At 70.3% G+C, this 26139-nt stretch carries 26 protein-coding genes; 12 read left to right on the forward strand and 14 right to left on the reverse strand.

The window, feature by feature from the left end; all coding sequences use genetic code 11:
- The first annotated feature begins 27 nt into the window (after positions 1–27).
- Positions 28–858 (forward strand): DUF7504 family protein, encoded by an 831-nt coding sequence (locus tag EP28_RS10015; protein ID WP_049983945.1) that lies wholly within the window; start codon positions 28–30, stop codon positions 856–858.
- On the opposite strand, the gene EP28_RS10020 is transcribed toward EP28_RS10015, so the two are convergent.
- From EP28_RS10020 to EP28_RS10040, 5 genes are all read right to left on the reverse strand, one after another.
- Positions 842–2371 carry a HEAT repeat domain-containing protein gene (locus EP28_RS10020; RefSeq protein WP_080506132.1) on the reverse strand — a complete coding sequence of 510 codons (1530 nt, stop codon included), beginning with the start codon at positions 2369–2371 and terminating at the stop codon, positions 842–844. The two genes, EP28_RS10015 and EP28_RS10020, sit on opposite strands and share 17 nt — an antisense overlap.
- A gap of 154 nt (positions 2372–2525) precedes the next feature.
- Positions 2526–3122, reverse strand: a complete 597-nt coding sequence (gene thpR, locus EP28_RS10025) for an RNA 2',3'-cyclic phosphodiesterase (protein ID WP_049983891.1) — start codon at positions 3120–3122, stop codon at positions 2526–2528.
- A 114-nt stretch (positions 3123–3236) separates the two neighbouring features.
- Positions 3237–3440 (reverse strand): DUF8015 family protein, encoded by a 204-nt coding sequence (locus EP28_RS10030; RefSeq protein WP_049983892.1) that lies wholly within the window; start codon positions 3438–3440, stop codon positions 3237–3239.
- Entirely contained in the window at positions 3440–3640 is a 201-nt protein-coding gene (locus EP28_RS10035; RefSeq protein ID WP_049983893.1) for a hypothetical protein, read from the reverse strand. Before EP28_RS10035 ends, EP28_RS10030 begins: the two co-directional genes overlap by 1 nt.
- Positions 3641–3686: 46 nt before the next feature.
- Positions 3687–5507: an excinuclease ABC subunit C gene (locus tag EP28_RS10040; RefSeq protein WP_049983894.1), complete on the reverse strand. Its 1821-nt coding sequence runs from the start codon at positions 5505–5507 to the stop codon at positions 3687–3689.
- A gap of 216 nt (positions 5508–5723) precedes the next feature.
- Here EP28_RS10040 and EP28_RS10045 point away from each other — a divergent pair, with 216 nt between their 5' ends.
- The 4 genes from EP28_RS10045 to EP28_RS10060 all read left to right on the forward strand — a co-directional run bounded on the left by EP28_RS10045 (position 5724) and on the right by EP28_RS10060 (position 9845).
- On the forward strand, positions 5724–7349 hold the full coding sequence (locus EP28_RS10045) for a methyl-accepting chemotaxis protein (RefSeq protein WP_049983895.1): 1626 nt from the start codon (positions 5724–5726) through the stop codon (positions 7347–7349).
- A 127-nt stretch (positions 7350–7476) separates the two neighbouring features.
- Positions 7477–8871, forward strand: a complete 1395-nt coding sequence (locus EP28_RS10050) for a cytochrome P450 (RefSeq protein WP_049983896.1) — start codon at positions 7477–7479, stop codon at positions 8869–8871.
- Between the two features lie 3 nt (positions 8872–8874).
- The gene (locus EP28_RS10055; protein WP_049983897.1) at positions 8875–9090 is read left to right on the forward strand and encodes a hypothetical protein; all 216 of its coding nucleotides are present in this window, start codon (positions 8875–8877) and stop codon (positions 9088–9090) included.
- A gap of 74 nt (positions 9091–9164) precedes the next feature.
- A complete protein-coding gene (locus EP28_RS10060) occupies positions 9165–9845 on the forward strand; it encodes a molybdenum cofactor guanylyltransferase (RefSeq protein WP_049983898.1) in 681 nt (226 codons plus the stop codon).
- A gap of 95 nt (positions 9846–9940) precedes the next feature.
- Here EP28_RS10060 and fdhF read toward each other — a convergent pair whose 3' ends face one another.
- A complete protein-coding gene (gene fdhF / locus EP28_RS10065) occupies positions 9941–12082 on the reverse strand; it encodes a formate dehydrogenase subunit alpha (RefSeq protein WP_049983899.1) in 2142 nt (713 codons plus the stop codon).
- Positions 12083–12346: 264 nt separating this feature from the next.
- On the opposite strand from fdhF, the gene EP28_RS10070 reads away from it, so the two are divergent.
- On the forward strand, positions 12347–13516 hold the full coding sequence (locus EP28_RS10070; protein WP_049983900.1) for a glutathione-independent formaldehyde dehydrogenase: 1170 nt from the start codon (positions 12347–12349) through the stop codon (positions 13514–13516).
- Between the two features lie 59 nt (positions 13517–13575).
- Here EP28_RS10070 and EP28_RS14410 read toward each other — a convergent pair whose 3' ends face one another.
- Positions 13576–13743 carry a hypothetical protein gene (locus tag EP28_RS14410; protein WP_196219633.1) on the reverse strand — a complete coding sequence of 56 codons (168 nt, stop codon included), beginning with the start codon at positions 13741–13743 and terminating at the stop codon, positions 13576–13578.
- Positions 13744–13937: 194 nt separating this feature from the next.
- Here EP28_RS14410 and EP28_RS14415 point away from each other — a divergent pair, with 194 nt between their 5' ends.
- Positions 13938–14090 carry a hypothetical protein gene (locus EP28_RS14415; protein ID WP_196219634.1) on the forward strand — a complete coding sequence of 51 codons (153 nt, stop codon included), beginning with the start codon at positions 13938–13940 and terminating at the stop codon, positions 14088–14090.
- Here EP28_RS14415 and EP28_RS10075 read toward each other — a convergent pair.
- On the reverse strand, positions 14087–15220 hold the full coding sequence (locus EP28_RS10075) for a CobW family GTP-binding protein (RefSeq protein WP_049983901.1): 1134 nt from the start codon (positions 15218–15220) through the stop codon (positions 14087–14089). The two genes, EP28_RS14415 and EP28_RS10075, sit on opposite strands and share 4 nt — an antisense overlap.
- Before the next feature lie 106 nt (positions 15221–15326).
- Between EP28_RS10075 and EP28_RS10080 the strand changes: the two genes are divergently transcribed.
- A complete protein-coding gene (locus EP28_RS10080; RefSeq protein ID WP_049983902.1) occupies positions 15327–15965 on the forward strand; it encodes a hypothetical protein in 639 nt (212 codons plus the stop codon).
- A gap of 18 nt (positions 15966–15983) precedes the next feature.
- On the opposite strand, the gene yqeC is transcribed toward EP28_RS10080, so the two are convergent.
- Positions 15984–16748 (reverse strand): selenium cofactor biosynthesis protein YqeC, encoded by a 765-nt coding sequence (gene yqeC / locus EP28_RS10085; protein WP_049983903.1) that lies wholly within the window; start codon positions 16746–16748, stop codon positions 15984–15986.
- 114 nt (positions 16749–16862) lie between these two features.
- On the opposite strand from yqeC, the gene EP28_RS10090 reads away from it, so the two are divergent.
- Positions 16863–18719, forward strand: a complete 1857-nt coding sequence (locus EP28_RS10090) for an aldehyde ferredoxin oxidoreductase family protein (RefSeq protein ID WP_049983904.1) — start codon at positions 16863–16865, stop codon at positions 18717–18719.
- Between the two features lie 48 nt (positions 18720–18767).
- Here the strand turns inward: EP28_RS10090 and EP28_RS10095 are convergent, their stop codons facing one another.
- Together EP28_RS10095 and EP28_RS10100 are read right to left on the reverse strand one after the other, a co-directional pair.
- Positions 18768–19316, reverse strand: a complete 549-nt coding sequence (locus EP28_RS10095; protein ID WP_049983905.1) for a 2'-5' RNA ligase family protein — start codon at positions 19314–19316, stop codon at positions 18768–18770.
- 3 nt (positions 19317–19319) lie between these two features.
- The gene (locus EP28_RS10100) at positions 19320–19544 is read right to left on the reverse strand and encodes a DUF7554 family protein (protein WP_394297602.1); all 225 of its coding nucleotides are present in this window, start codon (positions 19542–19544) and stop codon (positions 19320–19322) included.
- Positions 19545–19597: 53 nt separating this feature from the next.
- Here EP28_RS10100 and serB point away from each other — a divergent pair, with 53 nt between their 5' ends.
- The 3 genes from serB to EP28_RS10115 all read left to right on the forward strand — a co-directional run bounded on the left by serB (position 19598) and on the right by EP28_RS10115 (position 22202).
- Positions 19598–20245 (forward strand): phosphoserine phosphatase SerB, encoded by a 648-nt coding sequence (gene serB / locus EP28_RS10105; RefSeq protein ID WP_049983906.1) that lies wholly within the window; start codon positions 19598–19600, stop codon positions 20243–20245.
- A 92-nt stretch (positions 20246–20337) separates the two neighbouring features.
- The gene (locus EP28_RS10110) at positions 20338–21150 is read left to right on the forward strand and encodes a lycopene cyclase domain-containing protein (protein ID WP_049983907.1); all 813 of its coding nucleotides are present in this window, start codon (positions 20338–20340) and stop codon (positions 21148–21150) included.
- A complete protein-coding gene (locus EP28_RS10115) occupies positions 21147–22202 on the forward strand; it encodes a Brp/Blh family beta-carotene 15,15'-dioxygenase (protein ID WP_049983908.1) in 1056 nt (351 codons plus the stop codon). The genes EP28_RS10110 and EP28_RS10115 overlap by 4 nt, the downstream gene beginning before the upstream one ends.
- A gap of 11 nt (positions 22203–22213) precedes the next feature.
- Here EP28_RS10115 and EP28_RS10120 read toward each other — a convergent pair whose 3' ends face one another.
- The 3 genes from EP28_RS10120 to EP28_RS10130 all read right to left on the reverse strand — a co-directional run bounded on the left by EP28_RS10120 (position 22214) and on the right by EP28_RS10130 (position 26139).
- Positions 22214–23104 (reverse strand): YkgJ family cysteine cluster protein, encoded by an 891-nt coding sequence (locus EP28_RS10120; RefSeq protein WP_049983909.1) that lies wholly within the window; start codon positions 23102–23104, stop codon positions 22214–22216.
- 85 nt (positions 23105–23189) lie between these two features.
- Positions 23190–24338 (reverse strand): ABC transporter ATP-binding protein, encoded by a 1149-nt coding sequence (locus EP28_RS10125; RefSeq protein WP_049983910.1) that lies wholly within the window; start codon positions 24336–24338, stop codon positions 23190–23192.
- Positions 24328–26139: an ABC transporter permease gene (locus tag EP28_RS10130; protein ID WP_049983911.1), complete on the reverse strand. Its 1812-nt coding sequence runs from the start codon at positions 26137–26139 to the stop codon at positions 24328–24330. The genes EP28_RS10125 and EP28_RS10130 overlap by 11 nt, the downstream gene beginning before the upstream one ends.

Genomic DNA, 26139 nt, shown 5'->3' on the forward strand with positions numbered 1-26139 from the left:
GAAGGCTCGATGGGTCGGTGGTCGCCGATGATGGCTCGCTGGGAGTGCGGCCACTGCGGGTTCCTCGCGTGGGCCGACGACCGCGACGCGATGCGCGAGGTCACCGGTTCGCACCTGCTGGCGCACGCGCCCGAGGCGGTGACGCGCTCCGACTTCCGGACGAACTGGGACTGCCCGTACTGCGCCACTGCGAAGACGGCCTACGACGCCGACGGCGCGGTCGACGAGTTCAAAACGCACCTCCACGAGCACGTGGCCGACCGGATCGTCGACGACGCGCACGTCGCCGATCGTTTCGACTGGAACGGGACCGTCCGGATCGACGCGCCCGTCGACAGCGACGGCGCAGACGACCTCCGCGCCCACTTCCACGGCCACGCCGACCTGGTGATCGCGGTCACTCTCGACCCAGAACGGTTCGTCCGGCTCCTCGACGACCGGCTCGACGCGTGGCCGCGGCGAACCGTCGTCGTCAGCACCGAGGAGTATCCGTTCGACGACGAGGCCGATATCGGCGTCGACGACGGCGCGATCGAAATGGTCGAGATCGATCCCCGACTCGGCCCGGACGAGCTGGGTGAGACAGTCTCGCGGATCATCGACGTGAACCACGCCGCGGGCGACGTGCTCTCGCTCGAAGTCAGCGTGTTCCACGAGATCGTGTCGTCGTTCGACGTCCAGACCGCCTGCGCGTTCGTCCGGATGCTCTCGGCGCGGATCGACGACGCGGGCGGCGCGCTCCAACTGTACGTCGACGGCGACGCCGACCCGAACGTCTCGACGGTGATGAACTTCCTCGACGACGAGGTCGAACTGGCTATCACGCCCGCCGACGGCCGGTTTATTCGCCGCTCGTGAGTCCGGTCGCGTCGCGCTCGTCCGCGCTTCCGGACACGTCCCGTTTCTGTTCGTCAGCCTCGGACCCCGAGCCCCTCTCGCCCGTCCGGTCCGCGTGCTGTTCGGTGTAGTCCGCCGGCCACCGCACGTAGACGTACTCGATCGCCCGGTCGACCGCAGACGCGGCCGTCTGCCGCTTGATCCGCCGCAGAACGCGACGCGCGCGCCGCTTCGTGTCCGGCCGCGTCGCCGCGTCTTCCGATAGCTCTCGCAGCGCGCGCTCGGCGCTCGACGTCGCGACCAACGGCAGGTACGCGGCCGCGATGTCCGCCGTCTGTTCGTCGGGGTGGTCGAGTGCGTCGAGGAGCCACGAGACCGCACGGGCCGGACCGGAACCTGTCCCGTCTCCATCCGCCTCCTCGCGGTCGCCGGTTCCGTCGTCCCCGTCCGCCTCCTCTCGGCCGCCGGTTCTGTCGTCCCCGTCCGCCTCCCCGTCCGATCCGCTCTCGTCGCCGGTTCGTGTGGCCACGGCGAGTTCGCCGAGGAGCCACGCGGCGCACCGCTCCGTCTTCGCCGTGGCGCGATCCGGCCGCTCGCCCGTCACGATCCCCGCGAGGAGCCGCTGGACATCGGTATCGTCGCCGTCGGGCGCTCTCGACGCGGCTCCCGTCCCCTCGTCTCCGGTCGGAACGAGCCGCTCGCGGGCGTCCCGCCCGCGGATAGCCTCCCCCTCGGCGACGAGCCGAACGACCGACACCGCCGCGGCGTGCCGCACCGACGGGGAGGGGTCGTCGAGCGCGTCGAAGAGCACCGCTGCGGCGTCGCGCCGGTCGACGTCGTGGAGTCGTTCGACGGCGAGCCGCCGCAGTCGCTCGTCGCCGACGTCGACGGCCGTCGCGAGGAGATCGACGGCGTCGCCGGTGCCGATCGCGACCAGCGCGTCGACCGCGGCGCGCCGAACGAGCGTGTTCGCCGTCCCCAACAGCCCTCTGATCGGCTCGACGGCCTCGCCGCCGAGGTCGGCGTAGGCGCGAACCGACCGGGCTCGGACCCGCGGATCGCCGTCGTCGAACGCGTCGCGGACGACCGCGACCGACCGGTCCGTCCCGTACGACGCGAGTCCGGTCGCACCGACCATTCGGTACTCGCCGAACTCGCTCGTGAGCCACCGCGCGAACAGCTCTTCTGGTCCGCGCTCGTCCGCACTCTCCCGCTTTTCGATCTGGGTTGCGACCCGCCGCACCAACTCGTCGAGGTAGCGATCCCCGTGAAAGTACAGCGAGTCGATGGCGGCCGCGCGCACCGCCGCGTCGTCGTCGGTGAGGGCCACGCGGAGCAGCCGGTCGGCGATCGCTCGCTCGCTCGCCGTCATCGAACTCGACGGGTTACCGAGCGCCGCGGCGGCCTCCTTCCGCGTCGCCGCGTCGTTGCGCCCGTCGAGCAGCGCGAACGCCTCCGGTCGCGAGTCCGCTCCGCTCCGATCGCGCCGTCCGTCTCGCCCGACCTCACCGTCGCGGTCGTCAGACCCGCTCATCTCACGGCCCCTGTATCGCGCCGTCGGCCGTGGCTCGTCGCTCCACTCGCAGCGGGACCCTCCCAACCGCCGCACGATACATCGTCCATCTGTCAGGCACTCTCCGTGCGCCCGGATTAAACATACCCCCGCGAGTATCAGCGGCGAGAACCGGTCACCCGAGCGCGAACGTCGCCACCGTCTCGTACTCGGGTCCGTCGGGCGTCAACGTCGATTCCATCAGGCGGACCTCGTCGACGTCGAACCGGCCGAACTCGGGGTCTCGCTCGCGGACGGCACGCTGAACCAGCGCCTTTCCGCGGGCGTCGCTCATCCGGGCGAGGGTGACGTGCGGGGTGAACGCGTGGGACGCGGGGTCGACGCCGAGCGCGGTGGTCTCCGCTTCGAGCGACTCGTGTAGGGCGGTCAACTCTCGGGCTCCATCGTCGACTCCCGCCCACACGACGGAGATGTAGTCCATCTCGGGGAAGACTCCCAGTCCCGTGAGCTCACACTCGAAGGAATCGACCGGTCCGCCGTCGGTTTCGGCGGTTTCGACCGCGCGCTCGCCGGCCGCGATCACGTCGTCGACGGTGGGGCGGTCGCCGTCGGACTCGGACTCGGCGTCGACCTCGCCGAGGAACTTCACCGTCACGTGCGCCTGCATCGGATCGGTGACAGTCAGTCCCTCGGCGTCGCCGAGGTCGGCCTGTATCTCCGCGATCGGATCGGCGAGGGCGTCGGGGAGGTCGACGGCGAAGAACGCGCGCATGGCGGCCGGCGGTTGGGTTCGCGATCGGAAGACGCCGTCGGCGGCGTCTACCCCCCGGCGCGGTCGGCACGAGCCGACTGGGGGCGGAGACGCGCGAGCGGTTCCCACGGTCCGTCAGCGGTCGTGCGGCGGATGTACGAAGAGCCCGTCTACGACCGGGAGGCTCGCGGCGAGGGCCGCGGTGGCGACGGCGGCGGTCCACCCGTCGAACGCCAGCGCGGCCAGGGCGTAGCCGGCGGCGAAAAGCAGGGGAACGAGCGCGAGCTGGACGTCCGCTCGCCCGGCGGCGTCCGGTGCGTCGAGTACGGTCGACAACATTAGTCCATATACCCCAGATCGCGGAGCTTCTGTGCGATCTGACGCGCCTCCGTCTCGGAGATCGCCTCGTCCGCCTCCATCTCGCGAACGACAACGTGTTTCATGAACTCCTTGACGGAGCCGAACGGCTCGTCTTCGATGTACGCCTCGACGTCCGCGACGAACTCCTTGCGCAGCGAGATGGTGGTGTAGTCGCTCATTGCCGAGGCGATGACACGCCGCCGTAAAAAGTCTAATTATATCTAATTACAGCTTCGTCCGGAGCGTCTCCGCGGTCGCGTCGCCGACGCCGTCGACGTCGGTGAGGTCCTCGCGGGAAGCCTCGCGGACGCTCTCGACGGAGCCGAAGCGGCGGAGCAGTCGTCTCCGTGTCTGTGGACCGACGCCGGGCACGTCGTCGAGCACCGTCTTCACCTCGTCGCGGACGGTCTGGTGGTACTGGACGGCGAAGCGGTGCGCCTCGTCGCGCACGCGCTGGAGGAGGTGGAGTTCGGGCGCGTCTTCTGGCCATCGCTCGGTTCCCGTCGGCGTCACGACCAGCTCCTCGGACTTCGCCAAGGCGACGACCGGCACGTCCCAGCCCGTCTCCGCGAGGGCGTCGCGGGCGGCCCCGAGCTGTCCCTCGCCGCCGTCGATCAGGAGGCAGTCGGGGTCGGGCCGGTCGTCTGCGCCGTCGATCGCGCGCTCGGCGCGCCAGCGGACCAGCTCGCGCATGTTGGCGTAGTCGTCGTTGCGCTCGGTGAGCTTCTTGCGCCGGTAGTCGGCCGTCTCGGCGCTCCCGTCGACGAAGCAGACGTCGGAGCCGACCACGGCAGTCCCCTGCGCGTGGCTCACGTCGAACCCCTCGATCCGAGTCGGTCGGTCGACGCCGAGCCGGTCGCCGAGCGCCCCGACGGGGTCGTCGCGGCCGCCGCGCTTCCGGGCGTTCTTGAGCGCGAGTTCGACGAGCTTCGCCTCCCGGCCCGCGCCCGGAACCCGCACCGAGACGCCCTCCGCCTCCAGCCACTCGACCACGTCGGGGTCCGACGGACGCTCCGCCAAGTAGATCGCGTCCGGGAATTTTCGCTCGGCGTAGTACTGTGTCAGAAATGCCGACAGCACCGTCGCGGGGGTGTTGGCGTCGTCGTCGATCTGCGTCTCGTCGTCGATCTGCGTCTCGTCGTCGGTCCCTCCATCGCCGTCGTCGGCTCTCTCGCCGCCGTCGCCGCCGACCGCCGCGTCGAGTCGGTGTCGGCTCCGGTCGACGAGCTGTCCTCGCTCGCTGTGGAGTCGCGCCACGCGGGCCGTATCGCCCTCGACGGCGGCCGCGAGCACGTCGACGGTCCGGTCGTCCCCCCGGTCGCTCACGGCCTCGCCTCCCTCGCCGTGGAACGCTTCGACGGCTTCCAAGCGGTCGCGGAGGTTCGCGGCGCGCTCGAACTCGGCGTCCTCCGCGGCCGCCTCCATCCGCCGCCGCAGGGGGTCAGCGAGCGCGCCGGTCTCGCCCTCGAAGAAGCGATTTGCGGCGGCGACGTCCTCAGCGTAGCTCTCGCGGTCGATCTCGCCGGTACAGGGGGCAGAACAGATCCCCATCTCGTAGTCGAGACAGGGGCGGTCGCGGTTCGCGTACTTGTGGTCCGAACAGCCGCGGAGCCCGTACACGTCCCGAACCGCCTTCACGACCGTTTCGACGCGTCCCTTGTCGGTGAACGGCCCGTACGCGACCGCGCCCTCCTCCGGGTCCCGGGTCACCTCGATCCGCGGGACGCGGTGCTCGGAGAAGGCGACGAGCGGGTACGACTTGTCGTCTTTCAGCCGGACGTTGTACCGCGGGCTGAGGCGCTTGATGAGGTTCGCCTCCAAGAGCAGCGCCTGCGTCTCCGTGTCCGTGACGGCGAACTCGATCTCGTCCGCCCGCTCTACCATCCCGCGGATCCGCCCCGAGCGCGGGTCGGTGTACGACCGGACCCGGTCCCGGAGGTCGACGGCCTTCCCGACGTACAGGGTGGCGTCGCCGCGCCGGAACTGATACACCCCGGGTTCTGTCGGAAGCGCCCCGGCCCGTTCGCGGACGGCGTCGGCGTCCATCTCTCGCCCGCGGGTAGTCGTCGAACGCGCTTGAACGCTGCGGGGCCGCGGCGCGTGTCGATCCCGATCGCTCTCACGTCTCCCTTGAATTGACCTCTCTCGCGTCGATCTCCCTTGTATCGACCTCTCTCGCGTCGCACCCGCGGGCTCCGGTTATCAGTCGTGAATCTCGGGGACGACCGTTTATATAGGTCGTCTGGCGACCCCCACACAGAAATGACGAGACTTCGAGGACTGCTCCGACGGGCGCTCGGGTACGACCGAGACTCGCGGTCGGTCACGGACGGCGGCATCGTCGTGGACGACGCCGACCAATCCGCTACTGGGGACACTGACCGACCGACCACCGAACTCGGCGAGAGCGGAACGGACTCTCACGAGGTACGGGACGAAGACGGCGTCAACCGCGCGGGAACGCTCGCGGGGGCCGGCTTCGAGCAGGTGTTCAACGCGACGAGCGTCCCGACCTTCATCTTGGACTGTCAGGGCAACGTCGCCGAGTGGAACGAGGCGATCGCCTCGCTCACCGGGTCCAAGCGCGAGGACGCGATCGGACACGGTCACGTCTCGGAGCTGTTCTACCCCGACGGTCGCCGCGCCGACACCTTGGCCGACAAGGTGCTCGACTCCCCGGAGACCGCCGACGAGGTGTACGACGTGGAGCGCTGTGACTCGGCCCGCAACCGCTACCGCGACACGAGCACGATGGTCGACCGCCACGGCGACGAGAAGCACATCGAGTTCACGGCCACCGTGTTGTACGGCGACGACGACGAGGTCGTCGGCGTCACGGAGGTCGTCATCGACCGGACCGATGACGTGAAAGACCGCAAGGCGACGAGCCAGTTGGTCACCGAGATCCGGCAGACTGCGGAGACGATCGGCAACGGGAACCTCGACGCCCGCGCGGAGCGGACGGACGAGCTCGACCGGCTCGACGACGAACTGCTCCGCGTCGTCGACGTCGTCAACCGGATGGCCGCGAACCTCGAAGACCTCTCGAACGGCGTTCACGAGCAGGCGCGCGAGATCGACGCGACCGTCGAGGAGGCGAGCGCGGCGGCCGACGAGATCGCGGAGAACGTCGACGAGCAGAACGAGCTGTTAGACGAGAGCGTCTCGGAGATGCAGTCCTTCTCGGCGGGGATGGAAGAGGTCGCCGCGACCGCAGACCAGGTCGACTCCGCGGCCGTCGCCGCAAGCGAGGCGGCAGACGAGGGACTAGACGCCAGCGAGGACGCCCGCGAGGCGACCGAAGATGTCGTCGAGATCGGCGACGAGCTCGTCGAGAGCGTCGGCGCGCTCTCCGAACGGATGGACGACATCGAGGAGGTGATCGAAGTGATCTCGGACGTGGCAGAGCAGACCAACCTGCTCGCGTTGAACGCCAACATCGAGGCCGCTCGCGCCGGCGAGGACGGTAACGGCTTCGCAGTCGTCGCCGAGGAGGTGAAAAAGCTCGCCGACGAGACCCGCGGGTACACAGAGGACATAACCCAAAGTCTCGATCAGTTACAGGCGCAGTCGGCGGAGACGAGCACCGCGGTCGAGCGCTCGCACGAGCGGATCGACGACGCCGGCGCGGAGATCGAGACGGTCCTCGACGCGCTCGAAGACATCGCCGACGCGGTCGACGAGGCCGCCGCGGGCGTCGCGGAGGTCGCCCGCACCACCGACGATCAGGCCGCTACCGTCGAGGAGCTAACCTCGTCGCTCGAGGCGATCCGCGAGCGGTCCGACCGTACCGAGGAGGCGACCGACCGCATCGTGGCCGCGACCAATGAACAGGAGGTCGCCGTCGACGAACTCATCACCCGCGTCGAGCGACTCGACGCGAACTGATCGCGGCCGTCGACGCGAACTGATCGCGGCCGTCGACGCGAACTGATCGCCGGTGTTCGCCGGTTCTCTTCGATATCGTATTCTGCCGGCGCCGAACGTTTAACCCCGACGAGCCCCCAGAACTCGTATGTCCGCTACGCCGCCCGGACCCATCGGTGATCCCCTCTTCGGCAACGGCCGACAGTACGCCGACGACCCCTTCGGATTCATGCGCGCCTGCGCCGACAGCTACGGCGACGTGATCCGGTTCGATCTGGGTCCCCGCGAGACGTATCTGCTCGCGAATCCTGCCGACGTCGAGCGCGTCCTCGTCGCCGACGCGGAGCGGTATCGCAAGCCGCAGTTCGGCGACGATGCGATGGACCGACTGCTCGGACAGGGACTTCTCATGAGCGAGGGCGACACATGGCGCCGCCAGCGAGACCTCGCGAACCCCGCGTTCCACAACAGCCGGATCGCCGCGCTGTCGGGGACGATGGTCGAGCACACGGACGAGTACATTGCCGACTGGACCTCCGGTGAGACCGTCGACGTGCAACTGGAGTTGGCCCGGCTCACGGTGCGGATCATCGTCTCGGCGATGTTCGGAGCCGACGTTAGCGACGAGGAAGTCAAAACGGTCCAAGAGGAGTTAGAGCCGCTCGGTGCCCGGTTCGAGCCCGATCCGCGGCGCTTTCTCATCCCGAACTGGGTGCCGACCCGCGAGAACCGCGAGTTCGACGCCGCCGTCGACACCCTCGAATCGGTGATCGACGGCATCGTCGAGCGTCGGCTCGGAACGGAACGCGACCCCGAAGCCGATCCGGCCGGCCCCGAGGGCGTCGCGGTCCCCGGTCCGGCGGGTGACCCGGACGGCGACCTCCCGATGGACCTCCTCTCCGTCCTGCTCCGCGCTCGCGACCGCGGCGAGCAGACCGACGAAAACCTCCGCGACGAACTGGTCACGATGCTGCTCGCCGGCCACGACACGACCGCGCTCACGCTCACCTACACGTTCTACCTCCTCTCGAACCACCCCGACGCCCGCGAGCGGGTCGAAACGGAGGCGGAGGCCGCGACCGACGACGGCCCCCCGACCGCGGCCGACGCCCGCGAGATGACGTACACGGACCGCGTGCTCACCGAGGCCATGCGCCTGTATCCTCCCGTCTACACCCTATTCCGCGAGCCGAAACTCGACGTGAAACTGGGGGGCTACCGGATCCCGGAGGGGTCGGCGCTCATGCTCCCGCAGTGGGTGATTCACCGGTCGCCGCGGTGGTACGACGACCCGGAGACCTTCGATCCCGGTCGGTGGGACCCCGAGCGTCGGAGCGAGCGCCCCCGGTTCGCGTACTTCCCGTTCGGCGGCGGGCCGCGCCACTGCATCGGCAAGTCGTTCTCGCTACTGGAGGCCAAGCTCATCCTCGCTACGGTCTGTTCCGCGTACGAACTCGACTACGAGGGTCCGGATCTGTCCGTCCGCGGATCGCTGACGATGCACCCCGACCACCCGGTCCCGATGCGCGTGCACGAGCGGTGAGAGATGGCCGGAGAATCGGGCGGGCGCGGCGGTCCCGACGCCGAACGCGCCGACTCGTACTGTCGTCGCTGCGGCGAGCCGCTCCGCCGGGGCGCGATCGCCGCCGAGCAGCGCGCCTGCTGTCTCAACGCAACCCCGATCGCGGGCGTCTGCCCGACGCACGGACCGGTCGGGCCGCATCACGCCGTCGGCGACCCGGACGTCGCAGACGCGGAGTAGCCGGCGACCCGCCGCTCGCGTGATCGCCCGCGTCGACCGCAACGCCGAAGACCGTCGCCGCCGACGTCTCGTCCGTGACCAGCGGAGCCATTCTCGCGGGCGGCCGCTCGACCCGCTTCGGCGACGCCGACAAGGCGGTTGCGGAACTCGCGGGCGTCCCGCTGATCCGTCGCGTGGCCGACCGGCTCGCGGGCGCGGACGATCCGATCCCACCGGGCGCGGCTCGCGCCGCCTCCGGCGACCCGGTCGTCGACGACCTCGTCGTGAACTGTCGGGAGGGCCAGCGGGAAGCGATCGCGGCCGCGCTGGAGGGTGTCCCGCTTCCCGTCCGCTGGGCGATAGACGAGGAGCCCGAACTCGGACCGACCGCGGGGATCCGGAACGCCTGCCGGACGGCTCCGGGCACGTACGCCGTCGTCGTCGCCTGCGACATGCCGTTCGTCGACCCCGCGTTCGTCGCGACGCTCGTCGAGGACGCCGCGGACCACGACGCCGCGGTGCCGCGGCTCGAGGACCGGTGGCTCCAGACCACGCAGGCGGTCTACCGGACGGCTCCGACGGCGGCCGCCTGCGACCGCGCGCTCGCCCGCGGCGACCGGAAGGTACTGGCGGCGCTCGACGAACTGGACCGCGCGGTCGTCGGCGACGCGGCGATCCGCGCCCGAACGACGCCGCGCACGTTCACCAACGTCAACACGCGCGATGACCTCGCCGACGCCGCGGCGGTCGTCGAGCGGGCGCTCGACGATCGGTGACAAAACAGGAACAACCGGACGCCGCGGATGCCGGTTCGTCGCCCGCCGACTCGATCAGTCGTCCGCGGATGCCGGTTCGTCGCCCGCCGACTCGATCAGTCGTCCGCGGATGCCGGTTCGTCGCCCGCCGACTCGATGGAGACATCGATCTCGGCGGCCGCGGCCTTGTACTCGGGTATCTTTGCGCGCTCGTCGAGCACGTCGTTGGTGAGGCGGTTCGCGGAGGCGGCCGCGAAGTGCGGCGTCGTCCAGACCACACCCTCTTTGATGTCCTCTGTGACGTCGGCGCGGACGCGGATCTCTCCGCGTCGCGATCTGAGCGTCACGTAGTCGCCGTCTTCGATACCGTACCGCTCGGCGTCGTTGGGATGGACGTCGACGAAGTTCTCCGGATGCTGTCGGGAGAGCGTCGGCGAACGCCGGCTCATCGTCCCGGTGTTGTAGTGCTCTTCGAGCCGGGCGGTAGTCAACACCAGCGGATACTCCTCGTCGGGCGTCTCCTTCGGCTCCTGATGGACGACGCCCTCGATGCGTCCGAGGCCGTCGTCGGTCTCGAACTCGTCTTCGTAGAGGTACGAGTCACCCTCGTCGCCCTCCTCGTAACAGGGCCAGTGGATCCCCGTCTCGCCGAGCGCGTCGTAGGTCATCCCGTGCATGATCGGGCAGACCTCTCGGAGTTCCTCGAACACCGCTTCCGGCCCGTCGAAGTCGAACTCGTCGCCCCCGAACAGCCGCGTCCCGACCTCACAGAGGATGTCGAGGTCGTGACGCGTGTTCTCGTGAACCTTGTGGACGCCGCGCATGCGCTGGACGCGCCGGTCGGTGTTGGTGACGGTCCCGTCGCGCTCGGCCCACGTCGTCGCCGGGAGGACGACGTCCGCGAGCTCGGCGGTCTCGGTCATGAAGATGTCTTGGACCACCATAAAATCGAGCTCTTCGCGGAACCGACGCTCGGTCTCGTTGCCGTCGGGCTCGCTCATGATCGGGTTCTCGCCCATGACGTAGAGGCCGTGGACGGTGTCGCCGATCGCATGGGATATCTCGACGTTCGTGAGCCCGGGTTCGTCGGGGACCTCGAAGCCCCACACCTCCTCGACCGACTCGCGGGCCTCGTCGTCGTCGACGAGCTGGTAGCCGGGGAGGACGTTCGGCATCGCGCCCACGTCACAGGTCCCCTGCACGTTGTTCTGTCCCCGAAGCGGGTTGACGCCGGTGCCGGGCCGGCCGAGATTGCCCGTGATGAGCGCGAGGTTGATCTCGTTTTGGACGTTGTCGACGCCGCAGGTGTGCTGGCTCATCCCCATCCCGGTGAAGATGGCGGCGTTGTTCGCCATCGCGTACTTTTCCGCGGCGAGTTCGATGTCTTCGAGCGGGACGCCCGCTTCTTCGGCGGCGGCCGCCTTGTCGAAGTCGGCGAGCGTCTCCTTGAGGTGCTCGAACCCCTCGGTGCGCTCCGCGACGAACTCCTCGTCGATCCAGCCCGCGTCCGGCTCCTGCTCGTGGCGCTCCAGTATCGTCTTCAGGACGACGTTCAAGAGCGGGATGTCGCTCCCGGGGTTCAACTGCAGGTGCATGTGGCGGTCGGTCTCGTCGATCTCGAACGACCGCGTCGTCTTGTTCGCGTGCGGGTCGACTTGGATGACCGTCGCGCCCTCCAAGACGGCCTGCCGGAAGTACTGGCTGTTGGCTATCGGGTGCTGCTCGCCGGGGTTCGCGCCTTGGATCCACAACACGTCGGCCGCTTCTTCGAGGTCGGCCATACTGTTCGTCATCGCACCCATCCCGAGGCTGGTCCGGAGCGCCCAGACGGTCGATGCGTGACACATCCGCGTGCAGTTATCGACTTGGTTGGTGCCGTACCGCCGCGCCAGCTTCTGGATGAGGTAGTTCTCCTCGTTGAACGTCTTCGAGGAGCCGAAAAAGCCCATGCCGTCGGGGCCGTGTTCCTCCCGAATCCCCTCCATCTCGTCGACCACTCGGCCGAGCGCCTCTTCCCACGTCGCCTCTCGGAACTCGCCGTCCTCCTTGATCAGCGGCTCTGTGAGGCGGTCCTCGTGGTCGACGACCTGTGTCGCCGCGCCGCCCTTGATGCAGACGCTCCCCTCGTTGACCGGGGCGTCACCCCACGGCATGAACCGCATCTCGCCCGGCTCGTCGCCGTCGAGCACCTGAATCCCGCAGCCGACACCGCAGTACGGGCAGATCGTCTTTACCCCGTTGTCCGGCTCACTAGCCATCTGTCTCACCGTCCCAGTGTGCGTTCATGTAACACGATCTATCGCCCTAATCCATGAGTGTGTCGGTGGTCCGCCTCAACGCGGTGGCACGGCGATCTGGGGTGTCTCCACTGCCGTGGCCGGCAGTCGCGTGCGGCGCGATACACGAACCGTGGTATCTGCCCGACGACCCATGTTAATATGTCTCACTATTATATTATTAAGTATATTCATAATGGAAAAACATTTACTACAACTTGCTAACATGGTACAGTTGGAATCAGTATGAAAGCAGTAGTATATCAGGGGCCGTACGACGTAGACGTAGAAGAGGTAGAGGAACCGGAAATCGAACACCCGAACGACGTGGTCGTCGATATCACCACCTCCTGTATCTGTGGCTCCGACCTCCACATGTACGAGGGGCGAACCGCGGCCGAAGAGGGGATCGTCTTCGGTCACGAGAACATGGGGGTAGTGAGCGAGGTCGGCGAGGCGGTTTCGACCCTAGAGGAGGGAGACCGCGTCGTGATGCCGTTTAACGTCTCCTGCGGATTCTGTCAGAACTGTGAGGAGGGATTCACCGGGTTCTGTACCAACGTCAATCCCGGCTTCGCCGGCGGCGCGTACGGCTACGTCGCTATGGGGCCATACCCGGGCGGACAGGCCGAGAAACTGCGCGTCCCGTACGCCGACCACAACGCGCTGAAGCTGCCTGAGGGTCGCGAACACGAGGACGCCTTCTCGCTTCTCGCGGACATCTTCCCGACGGGCTGGCACGGCACCGAACTGGCCGACCTCCAGCCCGGCGAGTCCGTCGCCATCTTCGGCGCGGGGCCGGTCGGGCTGATGGCCGCGTACAGCGCGAAGATCAAGGGCGCAGCCGAGATCTACGTCGTGGATCAGGTCCCGAGCCGACTGGAGCTGGCCGAGGAGCACTGTGACGCCCACGCGATCGACTTCTCCGAGGGCGACCCGGTCGACCAGATCATCGAGGAACACGGCGGGATGGTCGACAAGGGCGTCGACGCGGTCGGCTACCAGGCGACCGACCCCGACGACGTCGACGAGGACACCGAGGACTACTCGTACCAGCCAGCCAAGGAGAATCCGGCGGTCGTGCTCAACAACCTGATCCGCGTCGTCCGACCGACGGGCCAGCTCGGCGTTCCGGGACTGTACGTCCCCGAGGACCCCGGCGCGCCGGACGACATGGCCGCACAGGGGCGGCTCGGCATCGACTTCGGGAAGTTCTTCGAGAAGGGACTCAAGTGCGGGACCGGCCAGTGTAACGTGAAAGAGTACAACCGGTACCTCCGCGACATGATCATCGAGGGCCGCGCGGACCCGTCCTGGGTCGTCTCTCACCGAGTCGACCTCGAAGAGGCTCCCGAGATGTACGAGGCGTTCGACGCTCGCGAGGAGGGCGTCACGAAGGTTCTGTTAGAGCCCTGAGCCGTCAGCTCGACCCCGACAGCGGCCAGTTCGCCTTTTTTGACCGTCCGCGACCCGTCTCACGCCCGGAGCCACGCCTTCGGGTGGTCCGTCCTGAGATGGCTCTGGTACTCCCGGACGAGCGCCGGGTACGAGTCGGCCACGCAGTGCCAGCCGCACAGCGCACACTCTCGTTCGACGCCGTCGTCATCCTCTCGAACGTGTCCGCCGCGTCTGTACGTTGGCATGGGTTGGTCCGTCGACGCGGGATTTCCCGTGTCTGTGGTGTGTACGCACCCACCACGGTTCAGGCTGTCGGCGCGCCGCGTGGGCGCACTCGCGCCCCCGTGCGAACTCGCCGACCTCGCTCCGACCTCGCTCCGACCTCGCGCCGTCGCCGATCGCCGAAACGGGTATGTCACCGGGGCGCGTGGGTCGGACCATGTGTCAGTACTGTAACTGGGCCTTCCACGACGGGTGGGGGGAGCTGTTGAAGTACGACGAGACCTACCAGTCGGCGATAGAGACGGAGACGGAGTCGACCCACGGCTTTCACGACGAGTGGGACGACCTGCGGAGCGAACTGGGTATCTAAATCGGGAACACCGCGTCGGGGTCCGCCGTCGGCTCCCCTTCTTCGGCCACCAGTCCGTTCAGTTCATCGCGAATCCCCGCCTCGTCGAGGTCTTCGCCGATGAACACGAGCCGCGTCCGGCGGTCGTCGTCCGGTCCCCACTCGCCGATCGGTCCCGCCTGCACCGACGGCCCCGCCTGACTCACGCCGACGACCTCCTCGGTGCCCGCGACGCGGACCACCCCCTTCGCCCGGACGATCGACCCGTCCCAGTCGTCGAGCCACGCCGCGAGCGCCTCGGGGTCGAGCGGGTCCGAAGAGCGGTAGACGAACGAGCCGACCCCGTGTGCTGCGGCTGCGCCTTCCGCGTGACCGTCCTCGTGGTGCGCGTGACCGTCCTCGTGGTGCGCGTGACCGTCCGCCGATTCCTCCTCTGCGATCGCGCGCTTCCAGCCGGCTGACCGCTTCGCAGTCTCGAAGTCGAACCGTCCGGTGTCGAGCACCTCGTCGGGGTCGACCGCGGCGTAGGTGGTCCGGATCTGTTTCGCTCTGGGTCCCAACCGCTCTGCGACCGACTCGATCCGGTCGAGCACGTCGTCGGGCACCATATCCGTCTTGTTCACGAGGAGGACGTCGCAGAACTCGATCCCCTCGACGAGCACGTCGGCGAGCGGGCGGTCCGTCTCCGGCTGCGCGCCGCCCGGCAGCGTCTCGCCCGCGTCGAACTCCTTCCAGAAGCCGTAGGCGTCGAGGACGGTGACCATCGTGTCCAACCGGAACCGCTCTCGGGGGTCGACGTCGCTGTCCTCGGTCCCCTCGGTGAACGCCCGCGCGATCGGCACCGGCTCCGAGATGCCCGAGGACTCCACGAGGAGGTAATCGAACTCGCGGGAGTCGGCGAGTGCCGCCGCCTCCGTGAGGAGATCGTCCTGCAGCCGACAGCAGATGCAGCCGTTCGAGAGGTCGACGACCCCCTCCTCGTCGTTCTCGCGGGCGATCAGGTCGGCGTCGACGTTCACCTCGCCCATGTCGTTCAGGATGACGGCGATCCGACGGTCGCCGGGGTTCGAGAGCAGGTGGTTGACGAGCGTCGTCTTGCCCGCACCGAGATAGCCGCTGAGGACGGTCACCGGAATCCGGTCGTCTGCCATACGTGCTAGCAGTACCCACGAAGGTATCAAACGATCGATCACGACCGTCGGGCCGGGACGCGATCGAGACGAACGTTCATAGGCGAAACCGCCGTACTGGCAGTCGATGGAGCTGAGCGAGTCCGCCGTTCGCGACCGCGCCGGCGAGTACGTGGAGTCAGAGCCGCTGTACGACGTGGAGCGTCAGCACGTCGAGACGGTGGCGGCGACGTTCGCGGGCGACGAGTACGGCCGACGCGACGCACAGTGGATAGTCCGGTGGTATTTCCGGCGGTACCTCGGCGACTACCCGGACCGAGCGCGCCGCGGGAGAGAGGAGGCGTTCCGCGACAACGACTTCGGCGACGTGGTCGACGCCATCGGGACGGCTGCGGACGCGGTCGGAACGGAACGCGAGGACGAGGGCGACGCCGGCCCCTCGGACGACCGAGACGTCGACGCCGCCCTCTCGGCGCTCGCCGCGCTCGACGGGGTCGACGTCGCGGTCGCGTCCGGGTTCCTCCAGTTTCTCGCGCCCGAACGGTTCGTCGCGATGGACCCCCGGACGTGGCGCGTGCTCGTCGCCGCCGGCGAACTCGACGGACCCTACCCGGACTCGCCGTCGATCGCAGACTACCGGCAGTTCGACGCCGCCTGTCGGTCGGTGATGGAGCGCACAGGGGTCGACGCGTGGACGCTCTACCGGGCGCTCTGGCGGTCGTTTTCGGCGCTGCCCGACGACGCCGCGGCTCCCGAAGACGCGTGAGGCGGCCGCCCGCCCCGCCTACTCGACGACTTCGACGACCGGATCGTCCGCGACGTCGCCCGCCTCGACGAGCCGGGTGAGGACGACTCGGGACACGTCGGCGCGGTCGAGGACTCCCGCTGCGATCTCGCGGGCCGCGGCCGCGTCCGCCTCGTCGTCGACCTTGTTTATGATCGGGATCGCCGTCGCGCCGTCGGGGACGCCCTTCAGTCCGCCGTCCGGACTCGCGAGCACGGCCGCGACGTCCGCGGGCCGGACCGGGTCGCCGAGCGTCCGGTCCGCGATCTCGGCGACGCGCTCCGGCCGGTGGACGAGCTCGTCGGTGAGCGGTTCGCCGACGACGTGCGCGCTCGCGATCGGGACGACCACGTCCGCGGTCTCCGGGACCTGCGGTTCTCTGTCGCCGGGCGCTTTGAACTCGCGGAGGCGCGCGCCGTCGGCCTTGACGAGGGTCGCGCCGGGCGCGACGTCGGCGACGTCGGCGACGGTCTCCGCGTCGTACCCCAGATAGCGGTCCGCGCGGTCCCGCTCGGGTACCAGTCCGAGCGGCCAGTCGTCCTCCCCCGCCGCGTCGATCGCGGCGAGCGGGTCGTCCGTCACCCGCACGGTCGCGACTCGGTCGTCGAAGATCGGAATCCTGACGCTCGCGGTCACCACCGGGCGGTCGAGGCGGTCGGCGAGCGCGAACAGCGTCGACTTCTTGCCGCCCGCCCCGACGACGCAGACCGTGGCGTCGCGGGCGTCGAGCGCGGTCGTCACCTCCGTGGCGTCGGCTTCATCCATGGGATCGCCTTCGGCCCCCTCCCGCCTCACTCTGACGGTCGGACCGGTTCGAACTCCGGGCGACCGGGCCGACGGCGAACAGATTGATACGTCTCCGCCGCGCACACCGTTTGGATGAGTCGCACTCGCACGCACGTCCTCCGGGTCGACCTCTCGACGGGCGAGACCGCTCGCGAGTGCGTCCCGCGGGAGTGGCGGCGCGACTACGTGGGCGGGAAGGGGCTCGGCGCGCGGTACCTCTACGAGGAACTGTCTCCCGGGGTCGACCCGACCGGCCCGGAGAACCTGCTCGCGTTCCTCGGGGGACCGCTCTCCGGGTACCTGCCCGGCGAGACGCGGTACGCCGCTGTGACGAAGTCCCCGCTCACCGGCGGCTTCCTCGACTCGTACGGCGGCGGCGCGTTCGCCGCCCGGCTCGCGGGCTCGCTCGACGACTGCCTCGGACTCCTCGTGACCGGCGCGGCCGACCGTCCGGTCCGGATCGAACTGGCGGGCGGCCGCGCCCGGATCGCGGACGCCGACGCGTGGGGTGCGGACACGGCCGAGACGGCCGCCGCCTTCCCGGACGCGGCGGTCGCCTGCGTCGGCCCGGCGGGCGAGCGCGAGGCGGCGTACGCGACGATAGCCAGCGACGGCGGCGACCACCACGCCGGCCGCGGCGGCGCGGGTGCGGTGATGGGATCGAAGCGGCTGAAGGCGGTCGTCGCCCGCGACCCGCCCCCCACCGTCCCGGACGAACTCGCCGCGCTCCGCGACCGCGACGCCGCGGCCTACGCCCGGGACGGAACTGGCGAGTGGCAGGCGGCCGGAGAGACGATAGAGACGGTCGACTACGCGAACGAGGTGGGCCTCCTCGCGGCGGAGGGGTGGACGTCGACCGGCTTCGCGGGCACCGACGAGATCGGCGTGGAGGCGGCGGCGGAGCGCGCGACCGGCCGCGAGCGAGCGGACGACTCCGTCCCCGGCGGCTTCCGGATCGACACCCCCGACGGGGAGGTCGTCCCCCGCGGCGCGGCCCCGATCTCGCTCGGGGCCGGCCTCGGCGTCGACGACTTCGACCGCGTCGCCGAACTCTGCGGCGTCTGCGACCGGCTCGGACTCGACGTGATCGACGCGGGCAACGCGGCCGCTTGGGCGATCCGCGCCGACGACGCCGGCGTCGTCGACTGCCCGGTCGAGTTCGGCGACGCACAGGGCGTCCGACGGCTGCTGGAGGCGATCGCGGCCCGTGCGGATCCCCCCGACTTCGACGCGACGCCGGGGCTCGCCGACGCGCTCGCAGACGGCGTGGACGCCGCGGCGGCGCGGTTCGGCGGCGAGACGCTCGCACCGACGGTGAAATCGATGGCGCTTCCCGGGTTCGACCCCCGAGCGGCGGTCGGCGTCGCGCTCGCGTACGCGACGAGCGACCGCGGCGCGTGCCACCGACGCTCGCGGCCCCAGGACCGCGAGCCGTTCGCCGCCGACGGGCGCGGGCCGCGCGACCGGGTCCGGCCCGTGATCGGCGAGCAGAACGCTCGATCGGTGTTGTGGAGCCTCGTCGTCGACGACTTCGTCGGCGAGGCGGCCTGGACCGACCTCGGTGCGGAGTGGCTCGCCGCGCTCGACCACCCGGCGGCCGACGCCGGTCTCGCGACGGCCGACGGCGACGCGCCGGATCGGGTGACGCATCTCGCGACGACGGGCGAGCGGATCTGGACGCTGACACGGCTGTTCAACGCCCGCGAGGGGTTCGACCGAACGGACGACGCGCTCCCCGCCCCGCTCCACACGGCGGCGTCCGACGGCCCCTCGGGGATCGATCCCGAGTCGTTCGAACGGCTGCTCGACCGGTACTACGCCGCCCGCGGGTGGGGTTCGACCGGCCTCCCGACCGCGGCGACCGTCGACCGGTTGGGACTGGGCGGCGTCGTCGACGACGCGACGCCGCTCGACGACCGGCGGATCGATCCCCCGTCGCGGGGCGGGTGACGGCGCGGGGCGGGTGACGGCGCGGGGCGGGTGACGGCGCGGCGCGGGTCACAGTTCGACGGTCGCGGCGACCTCGCGGGCCGCGGGGTCCCACACGTCGAGCGCGTGGGCCCGCCACCGGATCGGGTCGAACTCGCCCGCGACGAGGTCGGCGACGACGCCCGGCCCGGGGTCGCCGCCGCGCGCCAGCGTTACGTGCGGGACGTAGTCGTCGCCCTCGATCTCCTCGATCGGGGCAAAGGCGGCACAGAGCCGGCGGTGGAGCCGGACGAGTCCGTCGCTCTCGACCGTGAGGTACACGACCGGGCCGGAGCCGGCGGCGGGCGCGTCGAAGGTGTCCACCCCGGTCACGGCGACGTCGAACGGCGAGGTTCGGGTGAGCGGCGGCCGCAGCCGCTCGCGGAGCCGGTCGAGCGCGACGGTTCGGGGCGGGAGATTGCCGGATGTCTCACCGTCTCTTCTCACGTCTTTTACCCCGAACCGCTTGCAGACGAGTGTGTGGCGGTCGCGGACCCGATCGAACCCCGTGAGTTTCGGGTGGAGTTCGGTCGCGAGCCGCGGTATCAAAGGGGGAATCGGGACGTTCAGGCTGAACACGTCTCAGAACCGATCGGCGAGCCGTACGGCGATGAGAACGACGATGGCGACGGCGAGGAGGTTCGGAACGAGGTCGAACAGCGCGCCCGCGATATCCAACACGGCCCCGAGGATCTCCACGAGAAGCCACACGAATACGAGCCCCAGTATCACCTTCAGGAGGTCGTCGACGTCGACGTCTGCGCGGTCCATGCCGGAACCGAACGCGTCCGCCTCGGAAAGTCCCATCGGCGCGTCGCGGATCACGCGGTTACAAAAGCCTCCCCCGCCGACGGTCGGTCATGAGTCTCATCGCGTTCGACTTCGACGGCACGCTCTCCGACTCCGAGATGACGGTCCTTCTGGCCGAACGCGCGGGCGTCGCCGACGAGGTCGCCGAGATCACGGAGCGGGCGATGAACGACGAACTGAGCTACGCCGAGAGCCTGTATCAGCGCGCGGAGCTGCTCGGCGGGCTCGACGCCGAGGCGGTCGAGGCCGCCTTCGGCGACGTGACGCTCCGGCCCGGCGCGGGCGAGCTGATCGAGCGATTGCAGGCCGACGGCCACCACGTCGCGGTGCTCACGGGCGGATTCGAGCGCGGCGTCGAGCGCGCGCTGGCGACGGCGGGCGTCCAGGCCGATACGATCGTCGCGAACCGGCTGCCGATGTCCGGCGGGCGGCTCACCGGCGACGCCGAGGGACCGCTCATCGAGGGGACGAAAGACGACGCGCTCGCCGCGCTGGCGGACGACCTCGACTACCCGATGGACGCGACCGTCGCGGTCGGCGACGGCGCGAACGACCTCCCGATGCTCGAAGTTGCGGGCCTCGCGGTCGGCTTCGTCCCGAAGGAGGCAGTCCGCCCCGCGTGTGACACCGTCGTCGAGTCGATGGCCGAACTCGGGGACGTGCTCGAAGCGCGCGGCGTGGTGTCCGCGTCGGACTGAGACGCCAGATCCGCCGGAGATAATTTGAGCGGGGGGCTTAACAGCGTCCCGTTCGGATCCCGTCACATGGTCGGTTCGACCGGGGTGGCGCGGTGATTCCGACGCTGACGTACCTCCAGTTCCACCTCGTCTTCAGTCTCCCGCTGCTCGCGGTCCTGTGGCGCGTCGCACCCCGGTACACCGGGGTCCGTCGCCGTCGCGCGGCTGGCGGGATCGCTGCCCTCGTCGCCATCGCGTACGCGTACACGACGCCGTGGATCCACCACATGATCGGCCGCGGCGCGTGGTCGTACGCCGACGGCGCGGTGGTCGTCCGAGCGCTGTCGATCCCGCTCGGCGAGTACCTCTTTTTCGCGATCCAGACGGTCGCCGTCGCGCTCGCGTGTCACCGGATCGGCTTCGATCCCGCGTTTCGCGACGGCGACTTCGCTCGGCTCCCGCGCGCCGCCGGAGCCGCGGTCGGACTCGCGCTCGTTCCGGTCGGGCTCGGACTCGTCGCGGTCGGCGACCGGTTTCTCTACCTCGGCGGCCTCCTCGCGTGGGTCGGTCCGGTGGTCGCGCTCCAGTGGGGCGTCGGCGGCGGCTACCTCGTCCGCACGTCCCGCGTCTGGGTCCCGGCGACGCTGCTGCCCGCGGTGTACTTCTGGGTCGCAGACCGGATCGCGATCGGCGTGGGGACGTGGCGGATCTCCGCGGAGTTCACGACCGGCGTCACCCTCTTCGGACTCCCGATAGAGGAGATGGCCTTCTTCGCCGCGGCCGGGCTGATGACGGTCAACGGGATCGTGTTGTTCGAGTGGGCGCTCGACTGGCGCGACCGGCGGAGAGCCGTCGACGACGCTCCCGCGGTCGAGGCCGCGGACCCGACCCCCGGTCCGGTCGCCGACCCGCTCGACGACGGATGACGGCTCGCGTCCGTTCTCGGGTCGATCGCTGGTTCGCCCGGCGTCCCGCGCTCGCGCTCGCGGCGCTGCTCCCGGTCGGGGCGGCGACCCCCTTCCTTCCGGTCGAGGTCGGCGTCGTCACGTTCGCGCTCGGCACGCTCGCGGTCGGGATGGCACACGGTGCGATCGACCACCTCGTTCCGCTGCGCGTCGCGGGAGTCTCGGCTCGCCGGTCGTTCGCGGCCGTCGGCGCCGTCTACGCGGTCCTCGGCGGCGCGGTCGTCGTCGGATTCGCGGTCGCGCCCGCGGCGGCGTTCGTCGCGTTCGTCGCGCTTACGTGGCTCCACTGGGGGCAGGGCGACGTCGCGACGCTCGCGCTAGCGGACGTCGATCACCTTCCCACGACGGTCGAGCGGGGACTCGCCGCGGTCGTTCGCGGCGGACTGCCGATGGCCGTTCCCCTCCTCGCGCACCCGGCGGAGTACCGACTGGTCGCCGAGTGGACCGTCGGGCTGTTCTTCGCGGACGCGGCCGCGTCGGCCGCCGTCGACCCGATTTTCGTCCCCGGTGTGCGAACGGCTACCGCTGGAGTCATGATCGGCGCGACGCTCGCGTCGATCGGCGCGGGCTACGTCCGCGTCCGCGGGGGTGCAGACCGTCGCGGCTGGCTCCGCGACGCGGGCGAGGTCGCCCTCCTATGGGCGTGGTTCCTGCTCGCCGCGCCGGTGTTCGCGATCGGCGTGTACTTCGCGCTGTGGCACTCGCTCCGCCACGTCGGCCGGCTCGTCCTGTTGGATCCGACGGCCGCGAGCGCGGTCGAGGCGGGCGACCTGCGCGGCGCGCTCTCCCGGTTCGCGCGCGACGCCGCGCCGCTCACGCTCGGCGGGTTCCTCGTGGTGGCCGCCGTCGGACTCGTCGTGCCGCGGGGGCCGGCGGCCGCCGGCGCGGTCGCGCCCGGCGACGCGCTCGCGGTATCGCTCGTCGCCATCGCGGCGCTGACGCTCCCGCACGTCGCGGTCGTCGCGTGGCTCGACCGCCGACAGGGCGTGTGGCGCTCGGGACCGTTCGGGTGAGCGCGGCCCGATCACTCCCAGCCCGGCGTCCCCGGTGCCCCCTCCCCGTCTTCCAGCTCGCGGACCAGCTCGTCGCGGTCGCGGACCGAGGCCGTCACCGGTGTGCCGCGCTCTCCCGCGCGCTCGCGCCACTCGCGGACCGCCCGGCCGACCCACGAGTCCGCCTCCCGGACGCGCGCCGCGGCCTCGGCGGCGCGCTCGCGGTCCACGGACAGCGACGCGGGTCGCGAGCCGACGGCGACGCCGACGAACCGCGCCCTGTCGTCTGCGGCCGCGTCCCCGACGCGGAGGCGGGCGACGACGCCGTCGAGTTCGTCGGGGTCCGGATGCGCGAACACGGTCGACCCGAGCGCCTGCGGGCCGAACGCCGGCGGCGGCGTGTCGTCGGGAACCGCGCCGTCGAGCAGGCGCTCGCCGCCGTCGGCGGCCTCGACGCGCTCGCACTCCGTCTCGGCGTCCAGCGCGAGGTTGTGTCCGGGGTAGCTCGCGCAGGTTCGCGGGTACCGGTCCGACCCGTGGATCCGGCACTGAAGGGTCGTCGGATCGAGGAAGACGCAGGCGTCGAGCCACCGCGGCTCGTCGGTGCCTATCGGAGCGACGGGCTTCGGCGGCTTGCGGAGCCCGACGACGAAGACGGGGTGACCGTCGACGGCCGCGAGGTCGGTCCCGTCGACCGTGACGCGGTCGTCGCCCTCCGCGGGCTCGAACAGTCGCGGGACGAGCGCGTCGCCGAGGCCGTCGTCGACGAAGCGAGCGACCTCGTCGCGGGTGAGCGCCACCAGACCGTAGGTGTCGTCGAGGGGCGGCCGTGATCCCGCCCGGTCGGAGCCGGCGGCGGCCGCAGCGTCTATCGGCCGCCAGTCGACACAGCAGCCGGCACACCCCTCACAACGGAGGTCCATCGTGGTAGCTGTGCTAACGATTCTCGCACATATAAACGCTCGCGACGCGTCGCGGAGCCGTCTCTCGCGACTGCCGCTCCCGGGTTCACTCCCTCTCGACGCCGATCACGTGGGCGTCCGCGGGATCGAATCCCACGGCGATCTCTCCGGAGAGCGGGTTGCGTGTGCGTACCACGATCTCGCGGTCGCCCCAGTCGAGCGTCATCCGCGTCGTCTCGCCGAGGAACTCCGCGTTCGCGACGGTCGCAGTAATGCGGTTTCCGTCGCCGCCGATCCGCAGGTGCTCGGGCCGGACGCAGACCGTGAGCCGGTCGCCGGGAGCGGGTGACGGCCGCACGTCGCGGTCCCCGAGTCCGATCCGGAACCGCCGTCCGTCGACCTCGATCACGGTCTCGTCTTCGCCGCGTGCGCTGTTTCCGTCGTCGCGTGTGGCGGCCGTGCCGGCGTCGGCGGACTCGTCTCCCCGGGCGTCGACGACGCGGCCCGTAAACACGTTGTTGTCGCCGACGAACTCTGCGACGAACCGCGTGGCGGGCTCGCGGTACACCGTTCTGGGCGGTGCGACCTGCTCCGGCGTCCCTCCGGACATCACGGCGACGCGGTCCGAGATCGCGAGCGCCTCTTCCTGGTCGTGGGTGACGTAGACGGTGGTGATCCCCAACTCGGACTGGATCGCTTTGACCTGCACGCGGAGGCGCTCGCGGAGCCGCGCGTCGAGCGCGCTCATCGGCTCGTCTAAGAGCAACACGTCGGGTCCCGGCGCGAGCGCCCGCGCCATCGCCACCCGCTGTTTCTGCCCGCCGGAGAGACTCTCCGGGTCTCGGTCGGCGGCGTCGGGCAGGTCGACAAGCTTCAGAAGCTCTGCGACGCGCTCTCCTCGGGTGACGCCGCCGGGCGGGTCCGCGAAGTTGAGCCCGTACGCGACGTTCTCGCCGACGGTCATGTGCGGGAACAGCGCGTAGTTCTGGAAGACGACGCCCACGTCGCGCGCTTCGGGCGGGACGCCGGCGACGGAGTCGCCGCCGAACCGTATCGTCCCCTCCGTGGGCGCTTCGAACCCCGCGATCAGCCGGAGCGTCGTCGTCTTCCCGCAGCCGGAGGGGCCGACCAAGGTGAAAAACTCCCCCTCGCGTACGCGGAGGCTCACGTCGTCGACCGCGGCGGTGTCGCCGTAGCGTTTGGTGACGCCGTCGAGCGCGACCGCGACGGGTTCGTGTGGCCCCTCAGACCCCACGACTCTCACCCCCGAGCCGCTCGATCACGACGAAACTGCAGCCGGTGACGACGAGCAAGACGACGCCCATTGCGGTCGCCGGTCCGAGCCGCCGCCCGATGAAGCGTTCGATGGCGATCGGCATCGTGTACGCGTCGGCCCCCGTCGCGAGCACGACCGTCGCCGTGAACTCGCCGATCGAGATGGCGAACGCGAACGCCGCGCCGGCGACGACGGCCGGCCACACGAGCGGTAGTTCCACGTCCCGAAGCGCCCGCGCCCGAGACGCGCCGAGCGCCCGCGCCGACTCGACGAGCGACCGGTCGAGCGCCTCCAATCCGGGCGCGACGGTTCGGACGACGAACGGGTACCCCGCCACCGCGTGGGCGACGACGATGGCGACCGCGCCGGACGCGGTGACCCGCCAGCCCGCGATCTCCACGCCGAAGACGAGCCCGCGAAGCAGGCCGAGCCCGACGACGATCCCGGAGACGGCGAGCGGGGCCATCGCGGCGGCGTCGACCAGCTTCCGGCCGCGGTAGCGCCGGGTCGTCAACACAGCGACCACGACGCCCATCGGCAGCGCGAGCAGCGTCGCCCCGACCGCGAACCCGAGCGAGTTCCGGATCGCGGGCCACGGTCTGACCTGAAACGCGGCCGCGGTCCGCTGTCTCGCGGCCAGAAACCGGTAGTGCTCCAGCGTGAGCGTCCCGTCGCCGCCGGTCACGCTCGCGAGGATCATCGACGCGATCGGCGCGAGAAAAATGACCGCGGCGACGGCGACGTAGGCGGCGAGTCCGACGCGCGACACCCACTCGCGGGCCGTCGGCGTCGACGGCACAAGCGGCTTGCGGGGGAGCGGCCGCGCCCCGCGCGACCGGACCGCGCTTTGCGCCTCGTACCGGAGGTACGCGAGCAGAACGCCGAGCGAGATGACGAGTTCGATGATCGCGAGCGCGGCCGCCTCGGCGTAGCTCAGGTCGCGAACGAGCCGGTAGACGAACACCTCGACGGTCGCGAGCTGGAACCCGCCGAGCGCGAGCACGATGGGGAACGTGCCGAACGTGAACACGAACGTGAGTGCCGCGCCCGTCAACACCGCCGGATACACTTGCGGCGCGACCACGTCGACGAAGGCTCGCAGTGGTCCCGCGCCGAGGCTCCGTGCCGTCTCGATCGCGCCGGCGTCGACCGACTCCCACGCCGCGGTCGTCACCCGCGCGACGAGCGGAGCGTTGTAGAAGGCGTGGGCGATCACGATCGCCTCAAGCGTGAACAACAGGTCCACCGCGGGAAGCCCGAGCGCGCCGAGCATCGCGTTGAGCGTCCCGTTGCGTCCGAAGGTGGCGACGAAGCCGACCGCAACCATAATCGACGGGAGCACGAACGGGACGATAGTCAGCGATCGGATCGTCCGCCGGCCGGGGAACTCGAAGCGCGCGAGCAGGTACGCGGCCGGGAGGCCGAGCGCGACGCTCGCGACCGTCGACAGCGCGGCCTGATACGCGGTGAAGCCGACGATCCCGAGCCGCCGGTCCGGCGAGACGAGGTCGCGAGCGACCGCCGCCGGGGGGTCGCCGGCGAGCAGCCGCGCCGCTTCGCCGAAGTAGAACGGGTCGCGGAGGATCTCCGCGAACGCCCCGAGAGAGACGCCGCCGTCGACGCGGACCGCCTCGATCAGGACGGTGCCGACGGGGTAATAGAAGGCGACGACGAGCGTGGCGCTCGTCGCGACCGCGAGCAGCGTCAGCAGCCGTCCTTCGAGGCGGTCGGAGAGAGACTGGTTCCCGCCGTCCCGCTGAGCGCGTCGACGGTCGTTCAC

It is taken from the genome of Halorubrum sp. BV1 (genome assembly GCF_000746205.1).
In the GTDB taxonomy this organism is placed as follows: domain Archaea; phylum Halobacteriota; class Halobacteria; order Halobacteriales; family Haloferacaceae; genus Halorubrum.

Coding starts and splice junctions, on each gene's coding strand:
- EP28_RS10015 (WP_049983945.1), top strand. CDS start 28: ATGATGGCTCGCTGGGAGTGCGGCCACTGCGGGTTCCTCGCGTGGGCC.
- EP28_RS10020 (WP_080506132.1), bottom strand. CDS start 2,371: ATGAGCGGGTCTGACGACCGCGACGGTGAGGTCGGGCGAGACGGACGG.
- thpR (WP_049983891.1), bottom strand. CDS start 3,122: ATGCGCGCGTTCTTCGCCGTCGACCTCCCCGACGCCCTCGCCGATCCG.
- EP28_RS10030 (WP_049983892.1), bottom strand. CDS start 3,440: ATGTTGTCGACCGTACTCGACGCACCGGACGCCGCCGGGCGAGCGGAC.
- EP28_RS10035 (WP_049983893.1), bottom strand. CDS start 3,640: ATGAGCGACTACACCACCATCTCGCTGCGCAAGGAGTTCGTCGCGGAC.
- EP28_RS10040 (WP_049983894.1), bottom strand. CDS start 5,507: ATGGACGCCGACGCCGTCCGCGAACGGGCCGGGGCGCTTCCGACAGAA.
- EP28_RS10045 (WP_049983895.1), top strand. CDS start 5,724: ATGACGAGACTTCGAGGACTGCTCCGACGGGCGCTCGGGTACGACCGA.
- EP28_RS10050 (WP_049983896.1), top strand. CDS start 7,477: ATGTCCGCTACGCCGCCCGGACCCATCGGTGATCCCCTCTTCGGCAAC.
- EP28_RS10055 (WP_049983897.1), top strand. CDS start 8,875: ATGGCCGGAGAATCGGGCGGGCGCGGCGGTCCCGACGCCGAACGCGCC.
- fdhF (WP_049983899.1), bottom strand. CDS start 12,082: ATGGCTAGTGAGCCGGACAACGGGGTAAAGACGATCTGCCCGTACTGC.
- EP28_RS10070 (WP_049983900.1), top strand. CDS start 12,347: ATGAAAGCAGTAGTATATCAGGGGCCGTACGACGTAGACGTAGAAGAG.
- EP28_RS14410 (WP_196219633.1), bottom strand. CDS start 13,743: ATGCCAACGTACAGACGCGGCGGACACGTTCGAGAGGATGACGACGGC.
- EP28_RS14415 (WP_196219634.1), top strand. CDS start 13,938: ATGTGTCAGTACTGTAACTGGGCCTTCCACGACGGGTGGGGGGAGCTG.
- EP28_RS10075 (WP_049983901.1), bottom strand. CDS start 15,220: ATGGCAGACGACCGGATTCCGGTGACCGTCCTCAGCGGCTATCTCGGT.
- EP28_RS10080 (WP_049983902.1), top strand. CDS start 15,327: ATGGAGCTGAGCGAGTCCGCCGTTCGCGACCGCGCCGGCGAGTACGTG.
- yqeC (WP_049983903.1), bottom strand. CDS start 16,748: ATGGATGAAGCCGACGCCACGGAGGTGACGACCGCGCTCGACGCCCGC.
- EP28_RS10090 (WP_049983904.1), top strand. CDS start 16,863: ATGAGTCGCACTCGCACGCACGTCCTCCGGGTCGACCTCTCGACGGGC.
- EP28_RS10100 (WP_394297602.1), bottom strand. CDS start 19,544: ATGGGACTTTCCGAGGCGGACGCGTTCGGTTCCGGCATGGACCGCGCA.
- serB (WP_049983906.1), top strand. CDS start 19,598: ATGAGTCTCATCGCGTTCGACTTCGACGGCACGCTCTCCGACTCCGAG.
- EP28_RS10115 (WP_049983908.1), top strand. CDS start 21,147: ATGACGGCTCGCGTCCGTTCTCGGGTCGATCGCTGGTTCGCCCGGCGT.
- EP28_RS10120 (WP_049983909.1), bottom strand. CDS start 23,104: ATGGACCTCCGTTGTGAGGGGTGTGCCGGCTGCTGTGTCGACTGGCGG.